We start from the raw sequence: 22,271 nt of genomic DNA, 5'->3' as shown, positions 1-22,271 counted from the left end.
TTGAGGTAATTAGGGCTTTTCTGTTTTTGAATAATATTTTTTAATGCGAGTTTATTTCTGCTTAAAGTAGTTAATGATGAGTGTAGCTAACTCAACGCCAATACGTTCTTGTGCCTCATTGGTAGAAGCACCAATGTGCGGTGTTAATGAAACTTTAGGATGTTGCAACAAATCAGTGCGTGGTGTAGGTTCATTATCAAACACATCTAAACCAGCAAAACTCAGTTTGCCTGAATTCAATACTTCTAATAAAGCATCTTCATCAACAGTGCCTCCACGAGAACAGTTTACCAAAGCTGCTCCTTTTTTCATCTGATTAAACTCACCAGCACCAATAACTGGCTTCTCACTAAAAGGCACATGCAGTGATATAAAATCGCTCTGGCCAATCAGCTCTTCTTTAGTAACGTAAATTACCGGAACTTTAGCAGTAACACCACCTCCTAATACAACTTCCAGCTCGGTAGTTGATGGATAAGGGTCATAAGCCAATACCTCCATACCCGTACCAAAAGCTATTTTGGCTACTTCACGGCCAATACGTCCGAAGCCTAAAATACCTAGAGTTTTACCCCGGAGCTCAATACCTTTAGCATATGATTTTTTCAAATCATTAAACTTAGTATTGCCTTCAATCGGCATTTTACGGTTACTATCTTGCAAAAAGCGAACACCTGTAAATAGATGAGCAAATACTAGCTCAGCCACCGAAGCAGATGAGGATGCAGGAGTGTTGTAAACAGCTACTCCCTTTTCCATGGCGTATTCAACATCAATATTATCAACTCCTACACCACCGCGACCTATCAATTTTAAATTTGGACATGCATCTATCAATGCTTTACGCACTTTAGTAGCACTACGCACTGTAATAGCATCGTAGTTTTGTAGTTTCTCAGAAAGTTGATCTTGCGGAATATTAATAGTATCAACAGATATACCGGCAGCTTCCAACATCTGTTTACCTACCGGATCAATGCCATCATTGGCTAGTAACTTTATCATATTGTGGATAGTGAGTAGTTGAATAGTGAGTAGTTGAGTGATACAGGTTTAAACACGAGTAGATGAGGCTTCTTTTATAAAGTGAATCACCTTAACTAATCACCCATCATTCAACTACGCACTTAATTATTTATTCTTTTCAGCAAACTCCTGCATGGCATCAATGAGCACATGAACGCTGGTAATAGGCAGCGCGTTGTAAATAGAAGCACGGAAACCTCCAACACTGCGGTGGCCTTTAATGCCCACTATTCCTTTATCATCACACAACTTTAGAAATGGCTTTTCATGTTCAGGATTATTCATAACAAAGCACACGTTCATTTTAGAACGATCTTCAATTGCACTTACTCCTTTAAACAATGAATTACGGTCAATCTCTCTGTATAAAGCTGCTGCTTTTGCATTGTTTTCCTTTTCAATAGCCTCTACTCCACCTTTTGCCTTTAACCAATTTAGGGTTAACATAGATACATATACAGCAAAAACAGGTGGTGTATTGTACATGGAGCCACCTTCAATTTGCGTTTGATAATTGAACATAGCTGGTATCTTCCGGTTTACTTTTCCTAATATGTCATCCTTAATAATAACCAGCGTTACCCCAGCCGGACCCATATTTTTTTGAGCACCAGCATAGATTAAACTAAAATCTGCCACATTAAATTTACGGCTGAAAATATCTGATGACATGTCAGCAACCATAGGTACAGGTGAAGGTTTAAACTCCTGCATCTGTGTTCCGTAAATGGTATTGTTAGAAGTAATATGAAAGTAAGCCGCATCGGCAGGCACTTCATAATCTTTCGGAATGTACGTAAAGTTGCTTTCTTTAGAAGAGCCTATAGTTTGCACTTCGCCAAAGTACTTGGCTTCTTTAGAAGCTTTATTAGCCCATACACCAGTTTCTAAATAGGCTGCTTTACCATTTTCAGGTAACAGGTTATACGGAACCATTGCAAATTGCTGACTGGCGCCACCTTGCAAAAACAACACAGAATAACCTTCTGGAACCTGTAATAATTCTTTTACCAGCTTTATAGCTTCACTTAATACAGATTCAAACTCAGCTGAACGGTGTGAAATTTCTAATATTGACAAACCAATACCATTAAAATCTATCACGCCCTGTGAAGCTTGCTTTATTACTTCATGGGGAAGAATACCGGGGCCGGCACCAAAATTATGTTTCATAGTTTGCAAATACATTCAATTGTATCAACAGCATGGTTTGCTATTGATTGCTTCGAAGTTAACCATTTAAGCTTTACCTATATCAGATATTTACATATTTTAACAGAATACCGTAAAAGCTTGAAAGTAAATAATTAAACAAATTTCAGATCACTCGCCACTTTTAAATCAATTATGGTTTGCGATGGATTGGACGCTGCAAACACAGCATTACCAGCTACTAATACATTGGCACCTGCGGCTACCAAGCTGTTTGCATTATGCTGATTGACTCCACCATCTATTTCTATATACAAGTTTGGATTGTACTGGTCGCTTAATGCTTTCACCTGCTTTATTTTTTTGTAGCTATTATCAATAAAACGTTGTCCTCCAAAGCCAGGATTAACTGACATAATGAGCACTAAATCTAAATCAGTAATAATATCTTCCAGTAAGCTTACAGGGGTATGTGGATTGAGAGCTACGCCAGCTTGACATCCAAGTTCTTTTATGGCTTGTATAGTACGGTGTAAGTGAGTACAAGCTTCAAGGTGTACAGTAATTAAAGTTGCTCCAGCCGTCTGAAAAGCTTTTAAATATCGGTCTGGATCGGTAATCATCAAATGTACGTCTAGCGGCTTGGTAGCATATTTTCGTACTACTTCAAGTACCGGAAAGCCAAATGAAATATTCGGAACAAATACACCATCCATCACATCTACATGTATCCAGTCGGCCTGACTACAATTTAACATTTCAATATCACGCTGAAGATTACCAAAATCAGCCGCTAAAATGGAAGGTGCAATTAAATGCTTCATGTGCCAAATATAGGTAGATTAGCAAAAAAGCAAACAGTAAAGATTTTAGGGGAAATAAAACAACAAGAATTAGTCGCAATTCAGCAACAAGTCATAGTACTTACGCATCAATACAGTGTCATAGTTTACCAATGACTGATAAGCTTCAGATACAAGTTCTTGAAGTATTGATGCACCTAACTGGCCAGCGCCGTTAGGAATGGATTCATAATATTGTATAATTTCTTTAACCCTTATAATTTCATAAAGCAACAGCTGAATCAAATCAGTCTGCGGATTACCGGACGTACCTGGCAAGTTGTTACTTAAAAAATCTAAAGGATCGTTATTGGTAGTAGATGTCATTTTCAATAGGATCGGACTTCAGATGTTTTAGCGATTACTTATATAGACATATTTTCCAATTTAAATTAACAACTTAGGGGTTTTGCAAAGAAACAAAAACAAATAAAAAAACCATATACCCTTTTGATAAAATCTTGGAGTATATGGTTTAAAGCAGCAAACTTATGCTTGAGGTTCTTCTTTATTAGGCTGCTCTGGTTTTGGCGGCTTAGGCAACAATGCTTTTCTGGAAAGCTTCAGTTTACCTTGCTTGTCAATATCCAACAGTTTAACGCGAACAATCTCGCCTACTTGGAACACGTTGTCCATAGTTTCTAAACGACGATGGTCAATTTCTGAAATATGAAGCAAGCCATCTTTGCCTGGCATAATTTCTACAAAGGCACCGAAAGGCATAATAGAGCGTACTTTACCCTCATAAATTTCGCCAACTTCAGGCTTGGCAGCAATAGCACGAATACGATTAACTGCGCTATCAATAGCTTCCTTGTTATCTGCAAAAATTTGAACGATACCTTGGTTATCTTTCTCTTCAATATTGATAGTAGCTCCTGTTTCACGTTGCATTTCCTGAATGATTTTACCACCAGGGCCAATTACTGCACCTATAAACTCTTTATCAATTTTTAAGGTAACAATGCGTGGTGCAAATGGCTTATAATCAGCACGAGGCTCGCTGATTGTTTTGCTCATTTCATTCAAAATGTGCAAACGACCTTCTTTAGCCTGAGCTAATGCTTTAGCTACTACTTCGTATGATAAACCATTAATTTTTAAGTCCATCTGACAAGCCACAATACCGTTAATGGTACCAGTTACTTTAAAGTCCATATCGCCTAAGTGGTCTTCATCACCCAGAATGTCAGATAAGATTGCGTATTTACCGGTCTTCTCATCAGTGATTAAGCCCATTGCTATACCTGATACCGGTGCTTTCAATTTAACCCCTGCATCCATCAATGCTAATGTGCCAGCACAAACTGTAGCCATTGATGAAGACCCATTAGATTCCAGAATATCCGAAACTACCCGAATGGTATATGGATTTTCATCATCGGGTGGCAACACCTGCTTTAACGAACGCATAGCTAAGTTACCATGCCCTACTTCACGACGGCCCGGACCACGATTAGGTCGAACTTCACCAGTTGAGAAGCCAGGGAAGTTGTAGTGCAGGATAAATTTGCTATAGCCATTTAAAAATGCACCATCAATCATTTGCTCATCATCTTTACCGCCTAGCGTTACGCTGGTTAATGATTGTGTTTCACCACGTGTAAATACTGATGAGCCATGTGCTGCAGGTAAGTAGTCTACCTCGCTCCAGATTGGACGTATTTGTGTAGTAGTACGGCCATCTAAACGTTTGCCTTCATCTAAAATCAAGTTACGCACAGCATCATATTCCACTTCGTGAAAGTATTTTTTAGCCAAGCTTAATGTTACATCATCAATTTCGCCTAAAGTAGCAACGAAGGTGTCACGTACTTCACGCAGTTTAGCATGACGCTCGTGTTTTGAAGAACCTGAGCCGGCCACTTCATACACTTTGCTATAAGTAGCATCATACACCTGTTTACGCAACTCTTCATTGCTATGCTCATGTGAGTATGTACGCTTTACAGTTTTACCTACTGCTTCGGTTAATTCTTTTTGTACACGGCAATGATCTTTGATAGCTGCATGAGCAAACTTCAAAGCTTCTACCATTTCCTCTTCTTGAATTTCGTTAGCTTCACCTTCCACCATGTTGATGTCGTTTTCAGAACCCGCTACGATAAACTCTAAAGTAGCACGTTCTAACTCACTCAGACTAGGATTAATTACCAGCTGACCATCAATCTTCGCTACACGAACTTCAGAGATAGGGCCATTAAAAGGGATGTCAGAAACAGACAAAGCTGCTGAGGCAGCCAAACCTGCTAATGCATCAGGCATGATATTCTTATCAGCCGAAATTAAAGAAATCATTACCTGAGTATCGGCATGATAATCTTCTGGAAATAATGGACGTAAAGCACGGTCAACCAAACGTGAAATTAAAATTTCATAGTCGGATAAGCGGGCCTCACGGCGCAGGAAACCACCTGGAATACGGCCAGTAGCCGCATATTTTTCTTGATAGTCAACTGAAAGCGGCAGAAAGTCTATACCTTCTTTAGCTTCGGGTGCTGATACGACAGTTGCGAGCAGCATGGTATTACCCATTTTTACTACTACAGAGCCATCAGCTTGTTTGGCCAGTTTTCCGGTTTCGATCTCAATGGTGCGGCCATCACCTAAATCGATTACCTTTTTAATTGCATTGTAACTCATTGTGTTTAATGTATGATGCGCTTTTCATCTTTTAGAGCGCACCTGTTTTATTGTGTATTTTTATACGTTGCAAAAATAAAAAAGCCATCCCACAGGACAGCTTTTTTTAAAAACGGGAAAGCATTATTTAATGATATCACGCAGCTCAAGAGCTTTAATGATAGCACGATATCTGCTAATGTCTTTTTTGTACAGATAAGCCAATAATGCACGACGTTTACCTACTAATTTTTGCAGAGATAACTGTGTTGCAAAATCTTTTTTGTTGTTTTTCAAATGCCCAGTTAAATGTGCAATACGGGTAGTGAATAAAGCAACTTGGCCTTCAGCCGAACCTGTGTTGGTAGCGATGCCACCGTGTTTGGCAAAAATATCAGATTTTGCCTCTTTACTTAAATACATTACTTGAATAATATTAAAGCGTGAATAAATTGATTAATTAACGCACAAAGATAACGAATAATATCTATTTAAGCAACGTAGAAAATACATAGATTATGTTATAATAGTAAGTATTTATCTGCTTGCCCATAGGCATCTAATTGCCTAATACCTGTGCTTGAAATATGCTCGAACTCACGATCACAGAATATAGATATGATATTAAGTTCGGTGTTGGTTAAATCTTGCAAATACCGGTACTGATTTAACTCAAATTGCAAATCCGTACCATTTCTTAATCCTCTGATAATAGTTACGGAGTACCCTAACTGTTTAACAAAGTCAGTTAGCAAGGTGCTATAGGTTTCCATTTGTCGATAATTCAACAATGCTGGTAAATTATAAGATGCTTTTGCTTTTTCCGGATTGATCCCTCTGGCAATAATTACTTTATCAAAAATGCGTTCTGCTTTTTGCAAAATATTTAGATGCCCTTTATGGAACGGATTGAAACTTCCGGGATAAACTGCAATGCTAGGCTTCCGATTTCTCACATATTCAATTAAGAAATCCAATGCTGGATTATCTACTTGAAGGCGTAATTTCTCTAAAATTTCTATACGCTTGGCCTGATAAAGTTTGTAATCTACAAATTGAAATTCTTTAAATATTTGACACTCATACTCTAACAACTTAGCAAAAGGCTGACGCAAAATATTCAAATCCATTTCACAGAAGATAGTTGAAAGTTTAGATGAGGACTGATGTGTTTTAGTATCCAATATAATTTGTACAACGTCAGCTTTCAAGCTTGCAGAACCTGAAAATGTGTTGATAAAATATTGAGCCGAGTCCTCCTCATTAGTTGATGACTGTGGATCATATATGATATCATGATACACAGTTGCTAGTAGTAACGCATCATTCCCGGACAAACCTTTTTCAAGTATTTGTGTAAAAATATCATCCAAATGGGTAAGCGTATGATAATAACGATGCGGTTCTTTGTAAAAGTCGTAAACCTCATCGGGTACACCTAAGTTATTTAATCTTGTTTTTAAATCAACAATGGTCATGTAGCTTAGCAAATTGATAAACTTGAATGCAATATATAATGTTTAAACAATATATCTACATTTCATCTTACCTATATTTACTTAATGAATACGCTAAACACCTATAGTAGCTTTGAAACTGAACACCGTGTACGCCCAGATGACATTGACATGTTTAATCATGTACACAGTAGCAAATACATGGACTATGTAATGGCCGCTCGTTACGAACAGATGGACCGTAACTATGGTATGGCTATGGAAAAGTTTATGGAGCGTGGTTTTGGCTGGGTTGTACGTGCCGTTCAGCTAAACTACAAGCGCCCGCTACTTATGGGCGATTACTTTTTCGTTAAAACCGGCATTGCACAAATTGATGAAAGAGGCTGCCGAGTTAATTTTACCATCACTAATAAAGCTACCCAAAAGGTATGCTGCGATGGTTGGTTCGACTATGCCATAATTGACATGCAAACCGGCCGCGGCACCAAAATTCCAGAAGATGTTATTACCCATTACCAAATTTAAAAGCTAGTATTAACTTAAAAGTTCGTAGCGCAACCCTCAACTAAATCGCCATAAAATTGCTGTAAGTTCATACCCGCAGCACGTACCTGTTGCGGGATTAAACTATTAGCTGACTGGCCTGGTGTGGTATTAATCTCTATAAAGTAAAAGTTGTTGGTTTCCTGCTGCACTATAAAATCAACACGTGACATACCTCGGCAATTTAAACGTAGATATACCTCGCTGATAATATCAGCACTAACACGGTTCTGCTCTTCGGTTAAGCTGGCTGGTGTAATTTCTTGCGTGACACCAGCTGTATATTTAGCTTCATAATCAAAAAAATCTTTAGTCGTAATGATCTCTGTAGCTGGCAAAACCTTAACCTGCCCATTTAGACGAACTATCCCCCTACTAAATTCACGACCTTTAATAAACTCTTCTATCAAAATCTGATCATCTTCATGAAAGGCTTTTTCTAAAGCTGCTGGTAATTCTGCAATGTTATGCACTTTGCTCATACCCACACTACTACCACCATTATTGGGTTTCACAAATAACGGAAACCGAAGCACCGAAGCTATGGTGCTTACATCATGAATATCTTTACGATATAGCTGCATAGACTTTGCCGTATGCAGGTTTTTGATGCCTTGAACCAAGGCTTTGGTATAAGCCTTATTCATGGTAATAGCCGATGTAGTAGCATCACAGGTGTTATAAGGTATTCCTAACATATCCAGGTAGCCTTGTAATTTGCCGTCTTCGCCCGGTGTACCATGTACCGTAATAAAAGCTGCATCAAACTTGATTTTCTCTCCGTTTAAGTTTAAACTAAAATCATTTTTATTCAACTCAATATGCTCACCTCCGGCTTGGTAAAACCAGCTATCGCGATTAATTAGAATCGTATAAACATTATATTTAGCAGTGTCTAGGTTGGCAGCTATGTTTTTAGCGCTGTTGATAGATACTTCATATTCCCCGGTGTACCCACCGGCTAGCAAGGCAATGTTTTTTCTGGTCATACCCGTCAAATATAAATATTTTGTAATCGCCAAAATCATAACACCAAAATTTAGCGAATTGCACAATAACTTTTAGCTTTGCATATGGCTTATAAAGAGCGAGAAATTAATAAAATGTATTATAGCATGGGTGAAGTAACAGCCATGTTTGATGTGAATCATTCTTTAATACGGTACTACGAAAAAGAGTTTGATATACTACAGCCCAAAAAGAACAAAAAGGGCAACCGCTACTTTACTCCAGAAGACGTAGAAAACTTAAAGCTCATTTTACATTTGATACGTGATAAAGGCTACACTATACAGGGTGCTAAAGACCATCTTAAAAGTAATTTGACCGAAAGTAAGGGCCAACAAAATGTTATAACTGCATTAGAGAACCTTAAAAAGTTTTTGTTGGAAGTTCGGGATGAACTTTAATTGAACCGCATTCGTATAGCAGCAGATGTTGTATATTCAACCCTGCTTATACTTGAAACCTAAACTGTTTAACATCTTGTTTACTTATGGCCGGTATTCATAAAAGTGAAATACCGGCAGTGCTGCTGTTGCTACCTTTTATATTAGGTATAGCTATCGGTTGTTACTTTGTAAATACAAATTATACATATAGCCTAAGTATCGGTTTAGCTTTAACATCATCAGGTTTCATTCTGCTAAACTTTCTTTATCGGCAATTTAAAATTTATCAATATAGCTGGTTAGGTAGTTTATTATTGACAACAACACTCCTGCTATCAGGTTGGTTGGCAACTAGTTTACATAGTGACCTAAACAATAAGCAACATTTTTCAAAGCAACGAGCAGATTTTTTAATCATAAAGGTAACAGACGAACCCAAACAAAATGGACGTTTCTTCCGATGTGTAACTAAAGTTGAACAATCTATTTATCACCGTGAGGCTGTAGTAGCATCCGGTAATTTACTGCTAACCTTGGTAGCTGATAGTAACAGCCATCCTTTGGCTTATGGTGATGAGCTGCTAATACCTGCAAAGTTTAACCTAGTTGCACCGCCCTACAATCCAGCTGAATTTAACTACAAGCAATATTTAGTACATCAGAATATTTATCATCAATGCTTTTTAAGTGCAGGACAAGTAGCTAAACTTCGTACGCAGGCAGGTAATCCTATTGTTGCTTATGCTTTAGAAACTAGGCAGCAAATGGTGATGCAACTGAAAAGATATTTGCATAACCCGCAAGCTATAGCTGTAGCCTCTACCCTGCTACTAGGTTATAAAGCTGACCTAGATCCTGACATTTTAAAAGCTTATGCTAAAACCGGGACTATTCATGTGTTGTCAGTATCGGGTGCTCACGTAGCCGTACTTTTCCTGTTAATTAGCTTTTTGTTACGCCCGTTAAACCGCTTTAAACACGCACGACTTTTTAGAACTACAACAGCTGTTTCGTTAATCTGGGGCTATGCACTGCTTACGGGCTTCTCACCTGCTGTATGCCGGGCTGCGCTCATGATTAGTTTATTAATTATTGGTAAAACCTTTAGAAGGCAAGCACATGGGTTGAATATACTGGCAGTTTCGGCCTTTATTTTATTGCTGTACAATCCATTTCTGTTTATGGATGTAGGATTTCAGCTTTCTTATTTAGCAGTAGTAGGCTTGATTATTTTTCAACCGATTATCAATCAGCAGTTTAACTTTAAAAACACCTGGCTGCGTAAACTTTGGTATTGGTGCTCCGCTTCATTGGCAGCACAACTGATTACCTTTCCGCTTAGCACTTTATACTTTCATCAGTTTCCAATCTACTTTCTTATTAGTAACCTGTTTATCATTCTTCCCTCCGAGTTAATCATGACAGTAGGTATTGCTTTTTTAATTACTTCATTGATTCCCGCCTTAGCTCCGGTTACTGGTACACTAGGCTACTTACTTGAACATTTTATTTTATGGATGAACCAAGGGCTTAGTTTTATTGAGGCTATGCCTTATTCCAGCTTGGATAAAGTATGGCTTACAACTACTGAATTTTTATTATTGTGTATAGTTGTAGGACTTATCACTTTATTCTTATCCCGCAAGTATGCTTGGCAACTCACTGTTGCATTAACTAGTTTGTTGTTACTAAGTATTAGTATAAGCTTTAAAGCATACCATGCTACTCAACATAACAGTTTGGTATTTTTTAACACGAAAAAACATACAGCCATATTACTTAACTTTGGGCATCAAGGGGTTGTAGTAACTGACTTAAACCAACAAGACAAGAACTTCATGTATAGCATACAACCTTGTCTGGACAGTTTACAAATAGAAAAAGCAAACTTGATTCAACTCCACCAAAATCTGCAAACTACCTTCTTGAAGAAGCATGAGCATTATCTTCAATTTCAGAATAAAAGTTTGCTCATTTTTGATAAACATTTATCGCAAATACAATTACCTCAGCAACTATGCGTTGATTATCTATTATTTACTGATAACCCTCACGCTGATTTGAGTTTTATTTGTAAAAATTACACATTCAAACAATTGATTATTGATGCAAATAACTCAGCACAGCGCACGCTGAAATTAATGCATGATGCTGATAGCCTGCATATAAAAAAAGTAAGTTTAAAGCGTAACAATGCGCTGGTTATTGTATCTAATTAGAAAGTTAATAACTTTAACGCCAAACTAAACACCATGAATTTTAAATTTTTATCTGTTGCCTTGGGTATGGCCTTATCTGCAACTGCAATAAGCGCCAGTGCACAAAAGAAATATACTGAAGGTATGGCAACTTTTGAAGCTAATGCTAACGGACAGCCTCTTGAACTTAAAACCTACTTTAAAGGCGATTCAACATCAACTTCATTGCAACAAGGCCCAGCATCTATCAAATATATTGCTTATAAAGATTCTTACCTTGCTGTGTTAGTAGATGTTTCTGCATTTGGAATTAAAAAAGCTGGAGTAGCTACGCCTTCAGAATTAGAAGATTTTTATGCAGCATTGCCTACTTTAACCTTCACACCTACAACTGAAACTAAGCAGATTAACGGATTCAATTGCAAAAAAGTAATTGCTAAAGATGCTAAGAATAATGCCAGCTATGATGTATGGGTAACAAATGATTTTGAAGCTCCTGTAGGTTTAAGCAGTAATATCTATGCAAAAGTGGGTGGTTTTCCTGTACAGTTCACCGTATTTCAACAAGGTAAAAAACTTGTGAATACTTTGAAAACCATTACTGAAACTAAAACTCCAGCAGGAACATTCAATATTCCGGCAGGCTTTGACCGCATTACCTTAACAGAACTTAGTGCTTTAAGCGGCGGCAAATAATTGCTTCTTATATTTGATAAAAAGCCTTTTACATCTATTGTTGTAAAAGGCTTTTTTATTGTTAATGTAGCAAGTATTTATTAGGCTGCTACATTTACCTCGGTACTTACATGGTTTACCCATTCTTCAAACAGGCGGGCTTCAATAGCTACAGCTTTGTCAGCATGTACCTGCCAATCGGCCGAGAAATGCTGTAACTGATTAATCATTTCTTCCAAGTGCCCTTCTTCTTCTAAAATGATAGATTTTACATTCACCTTACTGCCTGCAGCCGATAAAACATCTTGGTAAACTGGATATAGTTCATCCGCCCTCACCTCAATAGCATAGGTAACTAATAAATATGCAGCAAAGCGTAACTCTTTACCACTCAAATCCAGTTTATCTTTCAAATAACGACAAACATTGATATCTAACTGATTCAAATAACGTTTGCTCTGCGATGCAGCTAATAAAAAATCAGGAGCATAGGTTGGACACGCTACAGTTTCCAGCTTATCAATCTGTTTTTTCAGATAAAAAGCATGACGATGTTCTTCAGCAGCATGCTTTAATATAATGTAAGTTACCGTAGTTGGGTCTTCGCTGGCAGATATTTTGCGAGCACCTGTATTTTCCATTAACGACAAGGTATTAAGCCAACGAGCATGTAATACGTCATCCGCAACAATGGTAGTAAAAAGGTTAGTAAGTTGCATAGCTATAAGTTTTCTAAAGCTTATTTATTAAAGCGGTAAATATATTTCAGTTGTTGGTAGATAATGCAATTTGGCGGTAAAATAAGAAAGTGTTGTTTGGCAACTGCCATTAGCAGCATCATTTGTTTGCTAAAAGTTTAGCTACATGCTGATCGATTGGGAAGGTCAAGTCATCAGCTTGTAGTTCAGCAAGCTTTTTCCAACGAAAAGCCTGCAACACCTCACCACTACCATCAAAGTCAAATTGCTTTATCTTAAAAGTAAGATTCAACGGTGAAATATTCTTTACCCAGTAATAAATACTAATAATTTGTGAATTATTAAAAGCAGATTTCAAAAAGAAGTCGGTAGTGTAAAAATGGCTAATTACTTCAATGCTGGCATTACATTCTTCCATAAACTCGCGCTTTAATCCATCTATAAGTCCTTCTCCATGCTCCAACCCTCCCCCTGGAAATTTGGTAAATTGCATACCATATTCCTGCTCATCGCTTAACAGTATCTCTCGCCGATCGTTTACCAGCAATCCATAGACCCGCACGTTGAATAAAGCCATTATTCGTAATGTTTTTTGTTTCGTGTAACGTTTTCCATTGTCCACTCAATATCTTCCCGCTTAGCTTCTGAACGTATAGGGCAATTGGGCATACTACAATAATGGCAGCATTGCGGTATACAAGGATCGGCATGAATAAACATCTCAGTGTGGATGCCAGCCTTTTCATTAATCAACTGATCAACCAGCTTTACTTCTTCATGAACTCTATTCAGATCAAAATAGTTCGGTAATGTCAAATGGCAGTCCAGGTGCAACTCATGGCCGTACTTTTGTGCACGCAGGTTATGAATATCAATCCATTCAGCTTTATGCTGCTCATTTAAAACTTTTACAATATCGTTAACAATGGTAAAATCTGCTTCATCCATTAACCCGGCTACAGATTGGCGGATAAGCTTATAACCACTAAAAACGATGTATACACCCACGGCAATAGATAGAACACTATCCAGCCAGGCAACCTTAGTAAAATAAATCAGAATCAAGCCTGCAACCAGGCCACCACTGGTTACCATATCAGTCAACAAGTGCCTGCCATCAGCTTCTAAGGTTATTGATTTTAGCGTTTTCCCTTTACGAATCATGTAAAAGCCCATAATACCGTTAATAGCGCCTGTTACACCAATAATTAATGCACCTATTAATAGATCATGAATTTCGTTAGGATAAAATAAACTATAGATTGATTTAAAAAGGATGCTTATCCCGGCAATAGAAATTAGTGCACCTTCAATGAAAGCAGAGAAAAACTCAACTTTACCGTGCCCATAAGGGTGGTTCTCGTCACGGGGACGAGAAGCTAAATAAATGCTAAAAAATGCAAAAGCACTTGCTACTACGTTCACCACACTTTCGGCAGCATCTGTAAGTACAAAGTTAGAACTTGTAATAAAGTAAGCGCTAAACTTAGCTAGCATCAGCACTATACTAAGTGCCAAGGCTACAATAATGATATTTCTTTTTTCCTGCAAAGCCTAATTTGAGTGTGCAAATTTAGTAATAAGCTGTTTAAATACGCCTAAAGTAATTTTCTATATTTGCCTTCATCATGAGCATACTAAGCGACAGAATCAACAATTTGTCTGAATCACAGACTATTAAAATGGCCAAAATGGGCCGTGAATTAGCAGCTAAAGGCGTAGATGTTATCAGCTTAAGCTTTGGCGAACCTGATTTTCATACTCCAGAACATATTAAAGAGGCGGCTAAAAAAGCCATGGATGACAATTTTACTTATTACACCCCGGTTGCCGGTTATCCGGATTTGCGCAAGGCTGTGGTGGAGAAGTTGAAAAACGAGAATAATCTGGATTATGATTTTAACGATATAGTGGTATCTACCGGTGCCAAACAAGCTATTGCCAATGCCGTATTATGCTTGGTTAATCCAGGTGAAGAAGTCATTATCCCTACTCCTTACTGGGTATCCTACTCAGAAGTGGTAAAACTAGCAGAAGGCAAAAGCGTGTTTATTGACACCATGGTTGAACAGGAATTCAAAATTACGCCTGAACAACTTGAAGCTGCTATAACTCCTAAAACTAAGTTATTCATGTTTTCATCACCATCTAACCCAACCGGTAGCGTATATAACAAAGCGGAGCTGGAAAGCTTAGCTAAGGTGTTTGAAAAATATCCACAAGTTTATATTCTGTCCGATGAAATATATGAACATATTAACTATGTTGATCGTCATGAATCTATTGCCCAATTTGATAGCATTAAAGATCGTGTAGTCATTATTAATGGTTTTTCTAAAGCCTATGCCATGACTGGCTGGCGCATTGGTTATACCGCATCAGCTAAAGAGCTGGCTGTGGCTTTTGACAAAATGCAGGGACAAATTACATCGGGCACCTGCTCAATTACCCAACGTGCAGGCGTAGCTGCTTACAATGGTGGTTTGGAGAGCGTGTTGCAAATGCGTGATTCTTTCAAAAAACGTCGTGATTTGGTTTATAGCTTACTTCAGGAAATTGATGGTTTAAAAGTAAACTTGCCTGATGGAGCCTTTTACTTCTTCCCTGATGTAACATCCTTTTTCGGCAAAAGCTTCAACGGCAAACCCATAAACGATGCTGATGCCCTAAGCTTATACTTATTGGAAGAAGCCCATGTAGCTGTAGTGGGTGGAAGTTCGTTCGGCGATCCAAAATCTATTCGCATCTCTTACGCTGCTGCCGAAGACAAATTGGTAGAGGCTGTAAAACGCATAAAAAAAGCATTAGCTCAATTACAATAAACTGAGCTAATGCTTTTCTTTCCAATAAATTCAAAAACTGTACTGATTAGAAGTTAAAGATGTAAGCTAGTCGTAAAGCTACCACGCTTACATAGTTGTTCTGATTGTTAATGTTTTCATATCTAAAAGAAGCGTCAATATGGTTGCTCTCGTAACCTATAGATGGTGCTATAACCTTTACAAAGTGTGTTTGTGTTCGGGGTACAATAGATGGATCTATGTACCCTACACCCACTTCACCTCCTAAATACCATTCTGGTAAAAAGTAAGCTTTACCACCAAATTTCACGGGTATAAATTTAATATCTTCTTTAGTAAGGCTTCTTGGCCCCTTATCATGCGTAATATTGTAAAAGCCTGAAGTAAGTGTTAAACCTAAGTTTTGGGTTAAATCATACTGAAAACGCAAGGTACCACCTACACCGGCTTTGTAGTAATTTTTGCCTGGATTTATATTGTACATGCCTTCTGCTCCTACACTAATGTGTAGACTACTTTCACTATAACGCTCATTACTAGCAAAAATTTGGGCGTTAGCTGTTTTTTGAAAGCCAAGAAAAACAACAAGCAATAAAAAGTTGAATAGAATTTTCTTCATGCACATTTATAATAAGGATGATCAAACTATGCTTAATTATTAAGTTGTATGCTAAAAACGGCAATACACACTTACATCATTCTAAGTAAAAAGCCAATCTTAATTGCAATAGGTTATCTAACACATATTAGAAATACCATTAAGCAAGCTATGTTAGCTGTTATACTATTTTTATTAAGCAAAAGTTACATATCATACTATATCGCACATGGCATTAAACAAAAAGAGCCCTGTTAAACAGGGCTCTTTTTACATAAAGTAGATTATACTTTTACAATTTGAAACCATACGCTAAACGTAGGGCAACCATACCGTAATTGTTGTTATTGCCTGAGAAGTTCTCATAACGAACACCTAAATCAACATTGGTCCATGAGTAACCTACACCTGGAGCTAAAATTAACTTAGTAGCTTTTTCGTTGTAGTCACCTGTTTGACCTTTGTACGCATCTTTAGTTTCGAATCCGGCACCTATTTCGCCAGCAACATAGAAACCGCTGCCTACATAAGCTTTAATACCAGCTTTTACAGGCACCATACCAAAGTCGACAGCTTTGTTGGTAACTCTAGTAACATTGGTTCCATTAACGTAAGTAGCTGTATTCTCTTTACCAAAATAGTTATAGTAACCTGAAGTTAATGTCAATGCTACGTTATTGTTGATACCGTATTGAATACGAGCTGTACCGCCTAAACCAACATTAGAAATATTGTGTAAATTACCGGTTGGTAACATACCTTCAACGCCAATACCAAATCTCCATGCATTAGCTGGTGTACCTGACTGAGCATTTGCTTTGCTTGCAAATAAACCCATAACTGCGAATGAAGCAAGTGCTATAAGCTTAGATAATTTTTTCATAGTCGTTTTTTAATGTGTGTTAAATATTAAGTTGTTTACAAGCACCCATGAACAAATACTTTGCCATTATTACCTTCTGTTATGCTTTATAATTATTGTTGCTTATAGCTGTATCTACTTCATTAACTACATTATTAACATTACTGTTTTCACAACTATATTGAATATCAGCCTAATTTATATATTAAGAACTTACAAAATGCAGATTTGTAAACTTAATGTAAAACCAATATTAGAAAACTTCTAATTATTTTTGGCATACATAAGCTTTCATGAATGTAGCTAAATTTGGTACTAAGTGTCATAAATTGTATTACATCTTAATTATCGAACCATGAACTGTGCCGCTAAAATATATAGTATTCTTAACTTTATGTAGATGTAGTTTAATACAGTCTAGAACTGTAATATACCACTATTTGCCTTATAATAAAAGAGGCTGTCTCATAAGGGACAGTCTCTTGTTGTTTTAAGGAGATTTTTGTATCTTAAAGGCATGGGAGGCAAGATAGTCTTTAAGGAATATGATCCAGACCAGTTAACGTTTTTACCGTACAAACTGGAGGAACTGGTACCGACAGGTCATCCGGTCCGTATCGTTAAACAGGTCGTGGACGCGGTAGATGTCAAACCGATCAACCGGAAGTACAAAGGCGGCGGGGCGTCAAGTTTCCATCCCCGGCTGATGCTGAAGCTGCTGGTTTACGGCTATCTGACCAATACTTATTCCTCACGCAAACTGGAAGAACAGGCCGCGCAGAACGTACACTTCATGTGGCTTTTAGGGATGAAAAAGCCCGACCACAACACCATCAACCGTTTTCGCAGCGAGAAGTTGTCAGGCGTCTTAAAGCAGATCTTCTCACAAATCGTGTTGCTGCTCGAGCAGGAAGGTATCGTATCCTTGAAAGAAGCCGTTTTTACTGATGGTACCAAGATCGAATCAGCGGCGAACAAGTACACCTTCGTATGGGGCAAAAACATCAAGGCGAATAAAGATAAGATGAAAGCCCAGCTTGATGAACTGTGGGGTTATGCGCAAAGCATTGCCGCCGAAGAACTAAAAGATACAGCGCCCTTGGAATATAGTGAGATCAACCCGGAGAAAGTAAAGGAAACCATCTCAAAGATCAATGCAGCCTTAGATGATAAAGAAGACGTAGACAAAAAAGTAAAGCAAAAGCTGAACTACGCAAAGAAGCACTGACCGGAGAGCCTGGCACGGTATGACGAGCAGGAAAAGTTATTAGCCGGCCGTAACAGCATGTCAAAGACCGACCCGGATGCCACCTTCATGCGGATGAAGGAAGACCATATGCTGAACGGACAACTTAAGCCGGCCTATAACCTGCAGATATCCACCCAGGAGCAATTCATCCTTAATTATACCCTGCATCAAACCTCAACCGATTACCAAACCTTGTCTTCCCATATTGAACAATACCAAGCCTTATATAAAGACCTGCCCAAAGCCATTGTTGCCGACGCCGGCTACGGATCGGATGAGAACTACGGTGTGTTAGCGCGAAAAGGCATTGAGGCTTACATCAAATACAATACGTTCGATAAGGAACAAAAGGACGGTATCAAAGCGTTCAGTAACGACAGCCTGCATTATAACGAAGCGGAGAATTACCTTGTTTGTCCGATAGGTCAATGGATGGCGCATATCGGTAACGGTCAGCGAGTCACTTCATCTGGTTTTGTACAACTGATCAGCCGTTACCGTGCCCAGAACTGTGAAGGTTGCCCGATGCGTGGTGTTTGCCATACTACACAGGGTAACCGGGTCGTTGAGATCAACCACAGCCTAAGACAACATAAACAGGCAGCCAAAGAACGGTTGAATACAGAACAGGGTATCAACCTCAGGAAACGAAGGCCGGCCGATGTGGAACCGGTATTCGCCCAATTAAAGCATAACCATGGCTTCAGACGATTCCTGCTGAAAGGGATGTCCAAGGCCGAGGTCGAAATCGGCTTATTATCCATCGCACATAACCTAAGAAAATGGAAAACCTGAAAACAAGCTTTTTATAGACTTTTAGAACCTGTTAGAATCAATCCCCGGTTCTTAAACGGCTGCTGACATCTTTCACTCAACCTTCCAACCAAAAATCATAACTAAATAAAAAACCGCCTCATATTTGACTTATGAGACGGCCTCTTTTATTATCCTTCAGGCACCTCATGTGCCTTGGGTTTATTTTTCAACTCTTCGAGCTTTTCTTTGCCGTATGCCACACGACTAATAACATAAAATAGAACAGGTACTATAAATATAGCTAACGATGTTGCTGCCAACATACCACCAAACACTGTCCAACCTATAGTTTGCCGAGCATTAGCGCCTGCTCCTGAAGCAAATACTAACGGTAATACACCCAGTATAAAGGCTAGCGATGTCATTATGATTGGCCGCAAACGCAAGCGTACAGCTTCCAGTACTGCATCTTCTAAGTCATACCCACCACCATCTAAACGTTCTTTGGCAAATTCCACAATCAGGATAGCGTTTTTGGCCGATAGACCAATCAGGGTAATTAAACCTATTTGTGCATACACGTTATTATCCAGTTTAGGCAAAAATGTTAAAAACAAAATTGCACCGAATGCACCTAGTGGTACCGCCAGTAGTACTGAAAATGGCACTGACCAGCTTTCGTATAATGCAGCCAGGAACAAGAAAACAAAGCCAATTGATAAGGCAAAGATGTATATGGTTTTTGATCCTGATAATAATTCCTCACGGCTTAGGCCTGAAAACTCGTAACCATAACCAGCTGGTAAACTCTTTGCAGCTACTTCCTGCAAAGCCTTTAGTGCATCACCACTACTATAGCCAGGGGCTGAGTTACCATCAATTTCGGCAGAACGGAAAAGATTATAATGCGATATGAGCGGAGCATTCTCAATAATCTGGTATGAGGTTAAGGTACTTAGCGGAACCATACTACCTGCCTGATTACGCACATAGTATTGCCCAAGGTTTTGTATGCTCGTGCGGTAATTGGTATCGGCTTGTGCAACCACCCTGAAATTACGACCATAAATCGTAAAATCATTTACATAAGAACTACCGAGGTAGGTTTGCAAAGCATTATTGATATCCGATATCTGAACTCCTAAGCGTTTGGCCTTTTCACGGTCAACCACTAGCTTGTAGGCTGGCGTACGTGCAGTGAAAAACGAAAATGCTTTTGAAATTTCAGGGCGCTTATTTACTTCGCCAACAAAGTTTTGCAGCACACGCTCAAAGTTCTTGATATCGCCACCAGCTTGTTTTTCCTCTAAAATAAATGAGAAGCCTGCCGTGTTACCCAAACCCGGAATAGCAGGTGGTGGAATAACTACAACGTTCGCTTCTTTAAACCGAGCAAGCCGCTGCTGCAAAGTAGCTACAACAGAAAATAACTGCTGACTTTTATCTGATCGCTCATCCCAAGGTTTTAATTGCACAAATATGGTAGCACTGTTTGATTTACTTGCAAACGTTACAGCATTTAACCCACCTAAAGCAGCGTAATGGCCAATAGCAGGAATACTATCCAGCACATGCATCATCTGATTCAAGACACTAACTGTTCTTTGTGTAGCTGAAGCTTCGGGCAAATCATAAGTAATGTAAATACGACCTTCATCTTCAGTTGGAATAAAACCTGATGGTTTATTTTTAAATAGTAATATGGTACCTATAATGAAACACACCAGGATCACAATAACCAACTTAGCATGCTTGATACTTCGGTCAACTCCATTTCTGTATTTGCCTGTTACCCGGCCAAACCAGTTATTGAATGCCGCAAAAAAGCGATCCAGAATATTGTTAGACTTTTTAGATTCATCATGCGGCTTCAGCAATAGTGTACATAGCGCAGGTGTAAGTGAAAGTGCAACAAAGGCTGATATTAACACCGAAATAGCAATGGTGATAGCAAACTGCTGATACAAGCGCCCTACTATACCTGGTACAAAACCCACCGGCACAAACACCGCAGCCAAAATTAAAGCTATAGCAATTACTGGTGCCGATATGTCGCGCATAGCATGCTCTGTAGCATCACGTGGCGACATTTTTTCTTCGTCCATATAATGCTGTACAGCCTCCACCACCACAATTGCATCATCCACCACAATACCAATAGCTAACACGAAACCAAATAAAGTAAGTGTATTAATTGTAAAGCCTAACGGTATAAAGAATATGAAGGCACCTATAATAGATACCGGAATAGCTAGTACGGGTATAAGGGTAGCTCGCCAGCTTTGCAGAAACAAAAACACTACAACTACTACCAGACCTAAAGCTTCCAGTAAGGTTTCGATTACTTCATGTACCGATACCTTTACTACAGTAACCGACTCAAATGGTACTACGTAATTTACATCAGCTGGAAAGCTTTTCTTTAACTGCTCCATAGTGGCATATACACCATTTGCAGTTTCCAAAGCGTTACTGTTTGGTGCCTGGTAAACCAACAGATAAGATGCACGCTTACCATCCACAAAAGAATTACCCGTATAGTTAAATTTTCCTAGCTCTATCCGAGCTACATCGCGAAGGTGCACTATAGCTCCGTTATTTGGCTGAGTTCGTACAATGATATTACCAAACTCTTCTGGCTTAATCAAACGTCCTTGTGTAAGTACAGTGTACTCAAATGTTTGTCCGTTTACTTGTGGCGGTGCACCTACGGTACCAGCAGCTACCTGTACGTTTTGCTCCTGCAAGGCACCAGTTACATCAGCAGCCGTCATGCCAAATGAAGCTAATTTGTCTGGCTTCAACCATATACGCATACTAAAATCATCAGCCCGCGTAAAAACGTCACCCACACCTTTGGATCGTAACAAGGCATCACGCACAAAAATGTTGGTATAATTATCTAAAAACGTTACTGCATGCGATCCTTTTGGGGAGTAAATAGCCACCAGCATTAATATACTAGGATTACGTTTACGTACAGTTAAGCCTAAACGCTGCACTTCTTGCGGCAAAGTAGGTTGAGCTATACTCACCCGATTCTGTACATCCAACGCTGCAATGTCAATATTGGTCCCCACCTCAAAGTTCACAGTCATGCTCATCTGCCCGTTACTGGTACTATTACTTTGCAGGTAAGTCATGCCGGGTGTTCCGTTTACCTGTACTTCTACAGGAGTAGTTACAGTTTGCTCAACCGTTAACGCATCAGCGCCGGTGTAGGTACCCGTAACCTGTACAGTTGGTGGTGTAATATCAGGATATTGACCTATGGGTAACGTACCAATGGCTATAATACCTACAATAACAATAACCAGGGATATAACAATGGCGGTAACCGGCCTCCTGATAAAAACGTCTGCAATCATTACTTCGTTGAATTTATATCTGTTTGCCTG

At 38.8% G+C, this 22,271-nt stretch carries 19 protein-coding genes and 1 pseudogene; 6 read left to right on the top strand and 14 right to left on the bottom strand.

Translation table 11 applies throughout. The annotated features are described in order from the left end of the window. Positions 1–51 precede the first annotated feature (51 nt). From HH214_RS19095 to HH214_RS19065, 7 genes are all read right to left on the bottom strand, one after another. Positions 52–1,005 (bottom strand): D-2-hydroxyacid dehydrogenase, encoded by a 954-nt coding sequence (locus HH214_RS19095; RefSeq protein WP_211166263.1) that lies wholly within the window; start codon positions 1,003–1,005, stop codon positions 52–54. A gap of 126 nt (positions 1,006–1,131) precedes the next feature. Then, entirely contained in the window at positions 1,132–2,199 is a 1,068-nt protein-coding gene (serC, locus tag HH214_RS19090) for a 3-phosphoserine/phosphohydroxythreonine transaminase (protein ID WP_169610356.1), read from the bottom strand. A 134-nt stretch (positions 2,200–2,333) separates the two neighbouring features. Then, positions 2,334–3,002, bottom strand: coding sequence for a ribulose-phosphate 3-epimerase (rpe, locus tag HH214_RS19085; protein ID WP_169610354.1), 669 nt, complete (start codon positions 3,000–3,002; stop codon positions 2,334–2,336). A gap of 69 nt (positions 3,003–3,071) precedes the next feature. After that, positions 3,072–3,347, bottom strand: coding sequence for a hypothetical protein (locus HH214_RS19080; protein ID WP_169610352.1), 276 nt, complete (start codon positions 3,345–3,347; stop codon positions 3,072–3,074). Between the two features lie 162 nt (positions 3,348–3,509). Continuing rightward, positions 3,510–5,663: a polyribonucleotide nucleotidyltransferase gene (gene pnp, locus HH214_RS19075; protein ID WP_169610350.1), complete on the bottom strand. Its 2,154-nt coding sequence runs from the start codon at positions 5,661–5,663 to the stop codon at positions 3,510–3,512. A gap of 123 nt (positions 5,664–5,786) precedes the next feature. After that, on the bottom strand, positions 5,787–6,065 hold the full coding sequence (rpsO, locus tag HH214_RS19070; RefSeq protein ID WP_169610348.1) for a 30S ribosomal protein S15: 279 nt from the start codon (positions 6,063–6,065) through the stop codon (positions 5,787–5,789). A gap of 98 nt (positions 6,066–6,163) precedes the next feature. Next, positions 6,164–7,120, bottom strand: a complete 957-nt coding sequence (locus tag HH214_RS19065; RefSeq protein ID WP_169610346.1) for an adenylyltransferase/cytidyltransferase family protein — start codon at positions 7,118–7,120, stop codon at positions 6,164–6,166. Positions 7,121–7,204: 84 nt separating this feature from the next. Here HH214_RS19065 and HH214_RS19060 point away from each other — a divergent pair, with 84 nt between their 5' ends. Continuing rightward, entirely contained in the window at positions 7,205–7,627 is a 423-nt protein-coding gene (locus HH214_RS19060) for an acyl-CoA thioesterase (RefSeq protein WP_169610344.1), read from the top strand. A gap of 14 nt (positions 7,628–7,641) precedes the next feature. Here HH214_RS19060 and HH214_RS19055 read toward each other — a convergent pair whose 3' ends face one another. Next, a complete protein-coding gene (locus HH214_RS19055; RefSeq protein ID WP_169610342.1) occupies positions 7,642–8,634 on the bottom strand; it encodes a D-alanine--D-alanine ligase in 993 nt (330 codons plus the stop codon). Positions 8,635–8,718: 84 nt separating this feature from the next. Here HH214_RS19055 and HH214_RS19050 point away from each other — a divergent pair, with 84 nt between their 5' ends. The 3 genes from HH214_RS19050 (at position 8,719) to HH214_RS19040 (ending at position 11,930) form a co-directional block, all read left to right on the top strand. Then, the gene (locus HH214_RS19050; RefSeq protein WP_169610341.1) at positions 8,719–9,054 is read left to right on the top strand and encodes a MerR family transcriptional regulator; all 336 of its coding nucleotides are present in this window, start codon (positions 8,719–8,721) and stop codon (positions 9,052–9,054) included. Between the two features lie 86 nt (positions 9,055–9,140). Next, positions 9,141–11,255 carry a ComEC/Rec2 family competence protein gene (locus HH214_RS19045; protein ID WP_169610339.1) on the top strand — a complete coding sequence of 705 codons (2,115 nt, stop codon included), beginning with the start codon at positions 9,141–9,143 and terminating at the stop codon, positions 11,253–11,255. Between the two features lie 33 nt (positions 11,256–11,288). Beyond that, entirely contained in the window at positions 11,289–11,930 is a 642-nt protein-coding gene (locus HH214_RS19040; RefSeq protein ID WP_169610337.1) for a DUF4412 domain-containing protein, read from the top strand. 80 nt (positions 11,931–12,010) lie between these two features. Here the strand turns inward: HH214_RS19040 and HH214_RS19035 are convergent, their stop codons facing one another. The 3 genes from HH214_RS19035 to HH214_RS19025 all read right to left on the bottom strand — a co-directional run bounded on the left by HH214_RS19035 (position 12,011) and on the right by HH214_RS19025 (position 14,158). Further along, positions 12,011–12,628 carry a hypothetical protein gene (locus tag HH214_RS19035; protein ID WP_169610336.1) on the bottom strand — a complete coding sequence of 206 codons (618 nt, stop codon included), beginning with the start codon at positions 12,626–12,628 and terminating at the stop codon, positions 12,011–12,013. 118 nt (positions 12,629–12,746) lie between these two features. Beyond that, positions 12,747–13,184 carry an NUDIX domain-containing protein gene (locus HH214_RS19030; protein ID WP_169610334.1) on the bottom strand — a complete coding sequence of 146 codons (438 nt, stop codon included), beginning with the start codon at positions 13,182–13,184 and terminating at the stop codon, positions 12,747–12,749. Beyond that, positions 13,184–14,158, bottom strand: coding sequence for a cation diffusion facilitator family transporter (locus HH214_RS19025; protein ID WP_169610332.1), 975 nt, complete (start codon positions 14,156–14,158; stop codon positions 13,184–13,186). Before HH214_RS19025 ends, HH214_RS19030 begins: the two co-directional genes overlap by 1 nt. 77 nt (positions 14,159–14,235) lie before the next feature. On the opposite strand from HH214_RS19025, the gene HH214_RS19020 reads away from it, so the two are divergent. Next, the gene (locus tag HH214_RS19020) at positions 14,236–15,429 is read left to right on the top strand and encodes a pyridoxal phosphate-dependent aminotransferase (RefSeq protein ID WP_211166262.1); all 1,194 of its coding nucleotides are present in this window, start codon (positions 14,236–14,238) and stop codon (positions 15,427–15,429) included. 46 nt (positions 15,430–15,475) lie between these two features. Here HH214_RS19020 and HH214_RS19015 read toward each other — a convergent pair whose 3' ends face one another. Both HH214_RS19015 and HH214_RS19010 read right to left on the bottom strand, forming a co-directional pair. After that, the gene (locus tag HH214_RS19015; protein ID WP_169610330.1) at positions 15,476–16,027 is read right to left on the bottom strand and encodes a hypothetical protein; all 552 of its coding nucleotides are present in this window, start codon (positions 16,025–16,027) and stop codon (positions 15,476–15,478) included. Positions 16,028–16,298: 271 nt separating this feature from the next. Beyond that, positions 16,299–16,889 carry a hypothetical protein gene (locus tag HH214_RS19010; RefSeq protein ID WP_169610328.1) on the bottom strand — a complete coding sequence of 197 codons (591 nt, stop codon included), beginning with the start codon at positions 16,887–16,889 and terminating at the stop codon, positions 16,299–16,301. 496 nt (positions 16,890–17,385) lie between these two features. Between HH214_RS19010 and HH214_RS19005 the strand changes: the two are divergent. Beyond that, positions 17,386–18,912 (top strand): annotated as a pseudogene (locus tag HH214_RS19005) (IS1182 family transposase). A gap of 149 nt (positions 18,913–19,061) precedes the next feature. On the opposite strand, the gene HH214_RS19000 reads toward HH214_RS19005, so the two are convergent. Then, on the bottom strand, positions 19,062–22,241 hold the full coding sequence (locus HH214_RS19000; protein ID WP_169610327.1) for an efflux RND transporter permease subunit: 3,180 nt from the start codon (positions 22,239–22,241) through the stop codon (positions 19,062–19,064). Positions 22,242–22,271 lie beyond the last annotated feature (30 nt).

It is taken from the genome of Mucilaginibacter robiniae (assembly GCF_012849215.1).
Taxonomy (GTDB): Bacteria; Bacteroidota; Bacteroidia; order Sphingobacteriales; family Sphingobacteriaceae; genus Mucilaginibacter; species Mucilaginibacter robiniae.
This window is presented reverse-complemented; position numbering and strand designations above follow the sequence as displayed.

Bases quoted from the DNA above. Each gene is read 5' to 3' on its own strand.
- HH214_RS19035 (WP_169610336.1), bottom strand. From the start codon at position 12,628: ATGCAACTTACTAACCTTTTTACTACCATTGTTGCGGATGACGTATTA.
- HH214_RS19010 (WP_169610328.1), bottom strand. From the start codon at position 16,889: ATGAAAAAATTATCTAAGCTTATAGCACTTGCTTCATTCGCAGTTATG.
- pnp (WP_169610350.1), bottom strand. From the start codon at position 5,663: ATGAGTTACAATGCAATTAAAAAGGTAATCGATTTAGGTGATGGCCGC.
- HH214_RS19020 (WP_211166262.1), top strand. From the start codon at position 14,236: ATGAGCATACTAAGCGACAGAATCAACAATTTGTCTGAATCACAGACT.
- serC (WP_169610356.1), bottom strand. From the start codon at position 2,199: ATGAAACATAATTTTGGTGCCGGCCCCGGTATTCTTCCCCATGAAGTA.
- rpe (WP_169610354.1), bottom strand. From the start codon at position 3,002: ATGAAGCATTTAATTGCACCTTCCATTTTAGCGGCTGATTTTGGTAAT.
- rpsO (WP_169610348.1), bottom strand. From the start codon at position 6,065: ATGTATTTAAGTAAAGAGGCAAAATCTGATATTTTTGCCAAACACGGT.
- HH214_RS19045 (WP_169610339.1), top strand. From the start codon at position 9,141: ATGGCCGGTATTCATAAAAGTGAAATACCGGCAGTGCTGCTGTTGCTA.
- HH214_RS19040 (WP_169610337.1), top strand. From the start codon at position 11,289: ATGAATTTTAAATTTTTATCTGTTGCCTTGGGTATGGCCTTATCTGCA.
- HH214_RS19050 (WP_169610341.1), top strand. From the start codon at position 8,719: ATGGCTTATAAAGAGCGAGAAATTAATAAAATGTATTATAGCATGGGT.
- HH214_RS19080 (WP_169610352.1), bottom strand. From the start codon at position 3,347: ATGACATCTACTACCAATAACGATCCTTTAGATTTTTTAAGTAACAAC.
- HH214_RS19030 (WP_169610334.1), bottom strand. From the start codon at position 13,184: ATGGCTTTATTCAACGTGCGGGTCTATGGATTGCTGGTAAACGATCGG.
- HH214_RS19095 (WP_211166263.1), bottom strand. From the start codon at position 1,005: ATGATAAAGTTACTAGCCAATGATGGCATTGATCCGGTAGGTAAACAG.
- HH214_RS19000 (WP_169610327.1), bottom strand. From the start codon at position 22,241: ATGATTGCAGACGTTTTTATCAGGAGGCCGGTTACCGCCATTGTTATA.
- HH214_RS19055 (WP_169610342.1), bottom strand. From the start codon at position 8,634: ATGACCAGAAAAAACATTGCCTTGCTAGCCGGTGGGTACACCGGGGAA.
- HH214_RS19015 (WP_169610330.1), bottom strand. From the start codon at position 16,027: ATGAAGAAAATTCTATTCAACTTTTTATTGCTTGTTGTTTTTCTTGGC.
- HH214_RS19060 (WP_169610344.1), top strand. From the start codon at position 7,205: ATGAATACGCTAAACACCTATAGTAGCTTTGAAACTGAACACCGTGTA.
- HH214_RS19065 (WP_169610346.1), bottom strand. From the start codon at position 7,120: ATGACCATTGTTGATTTAAAAACAAGATTAAATAACTTAGGTGTACCC.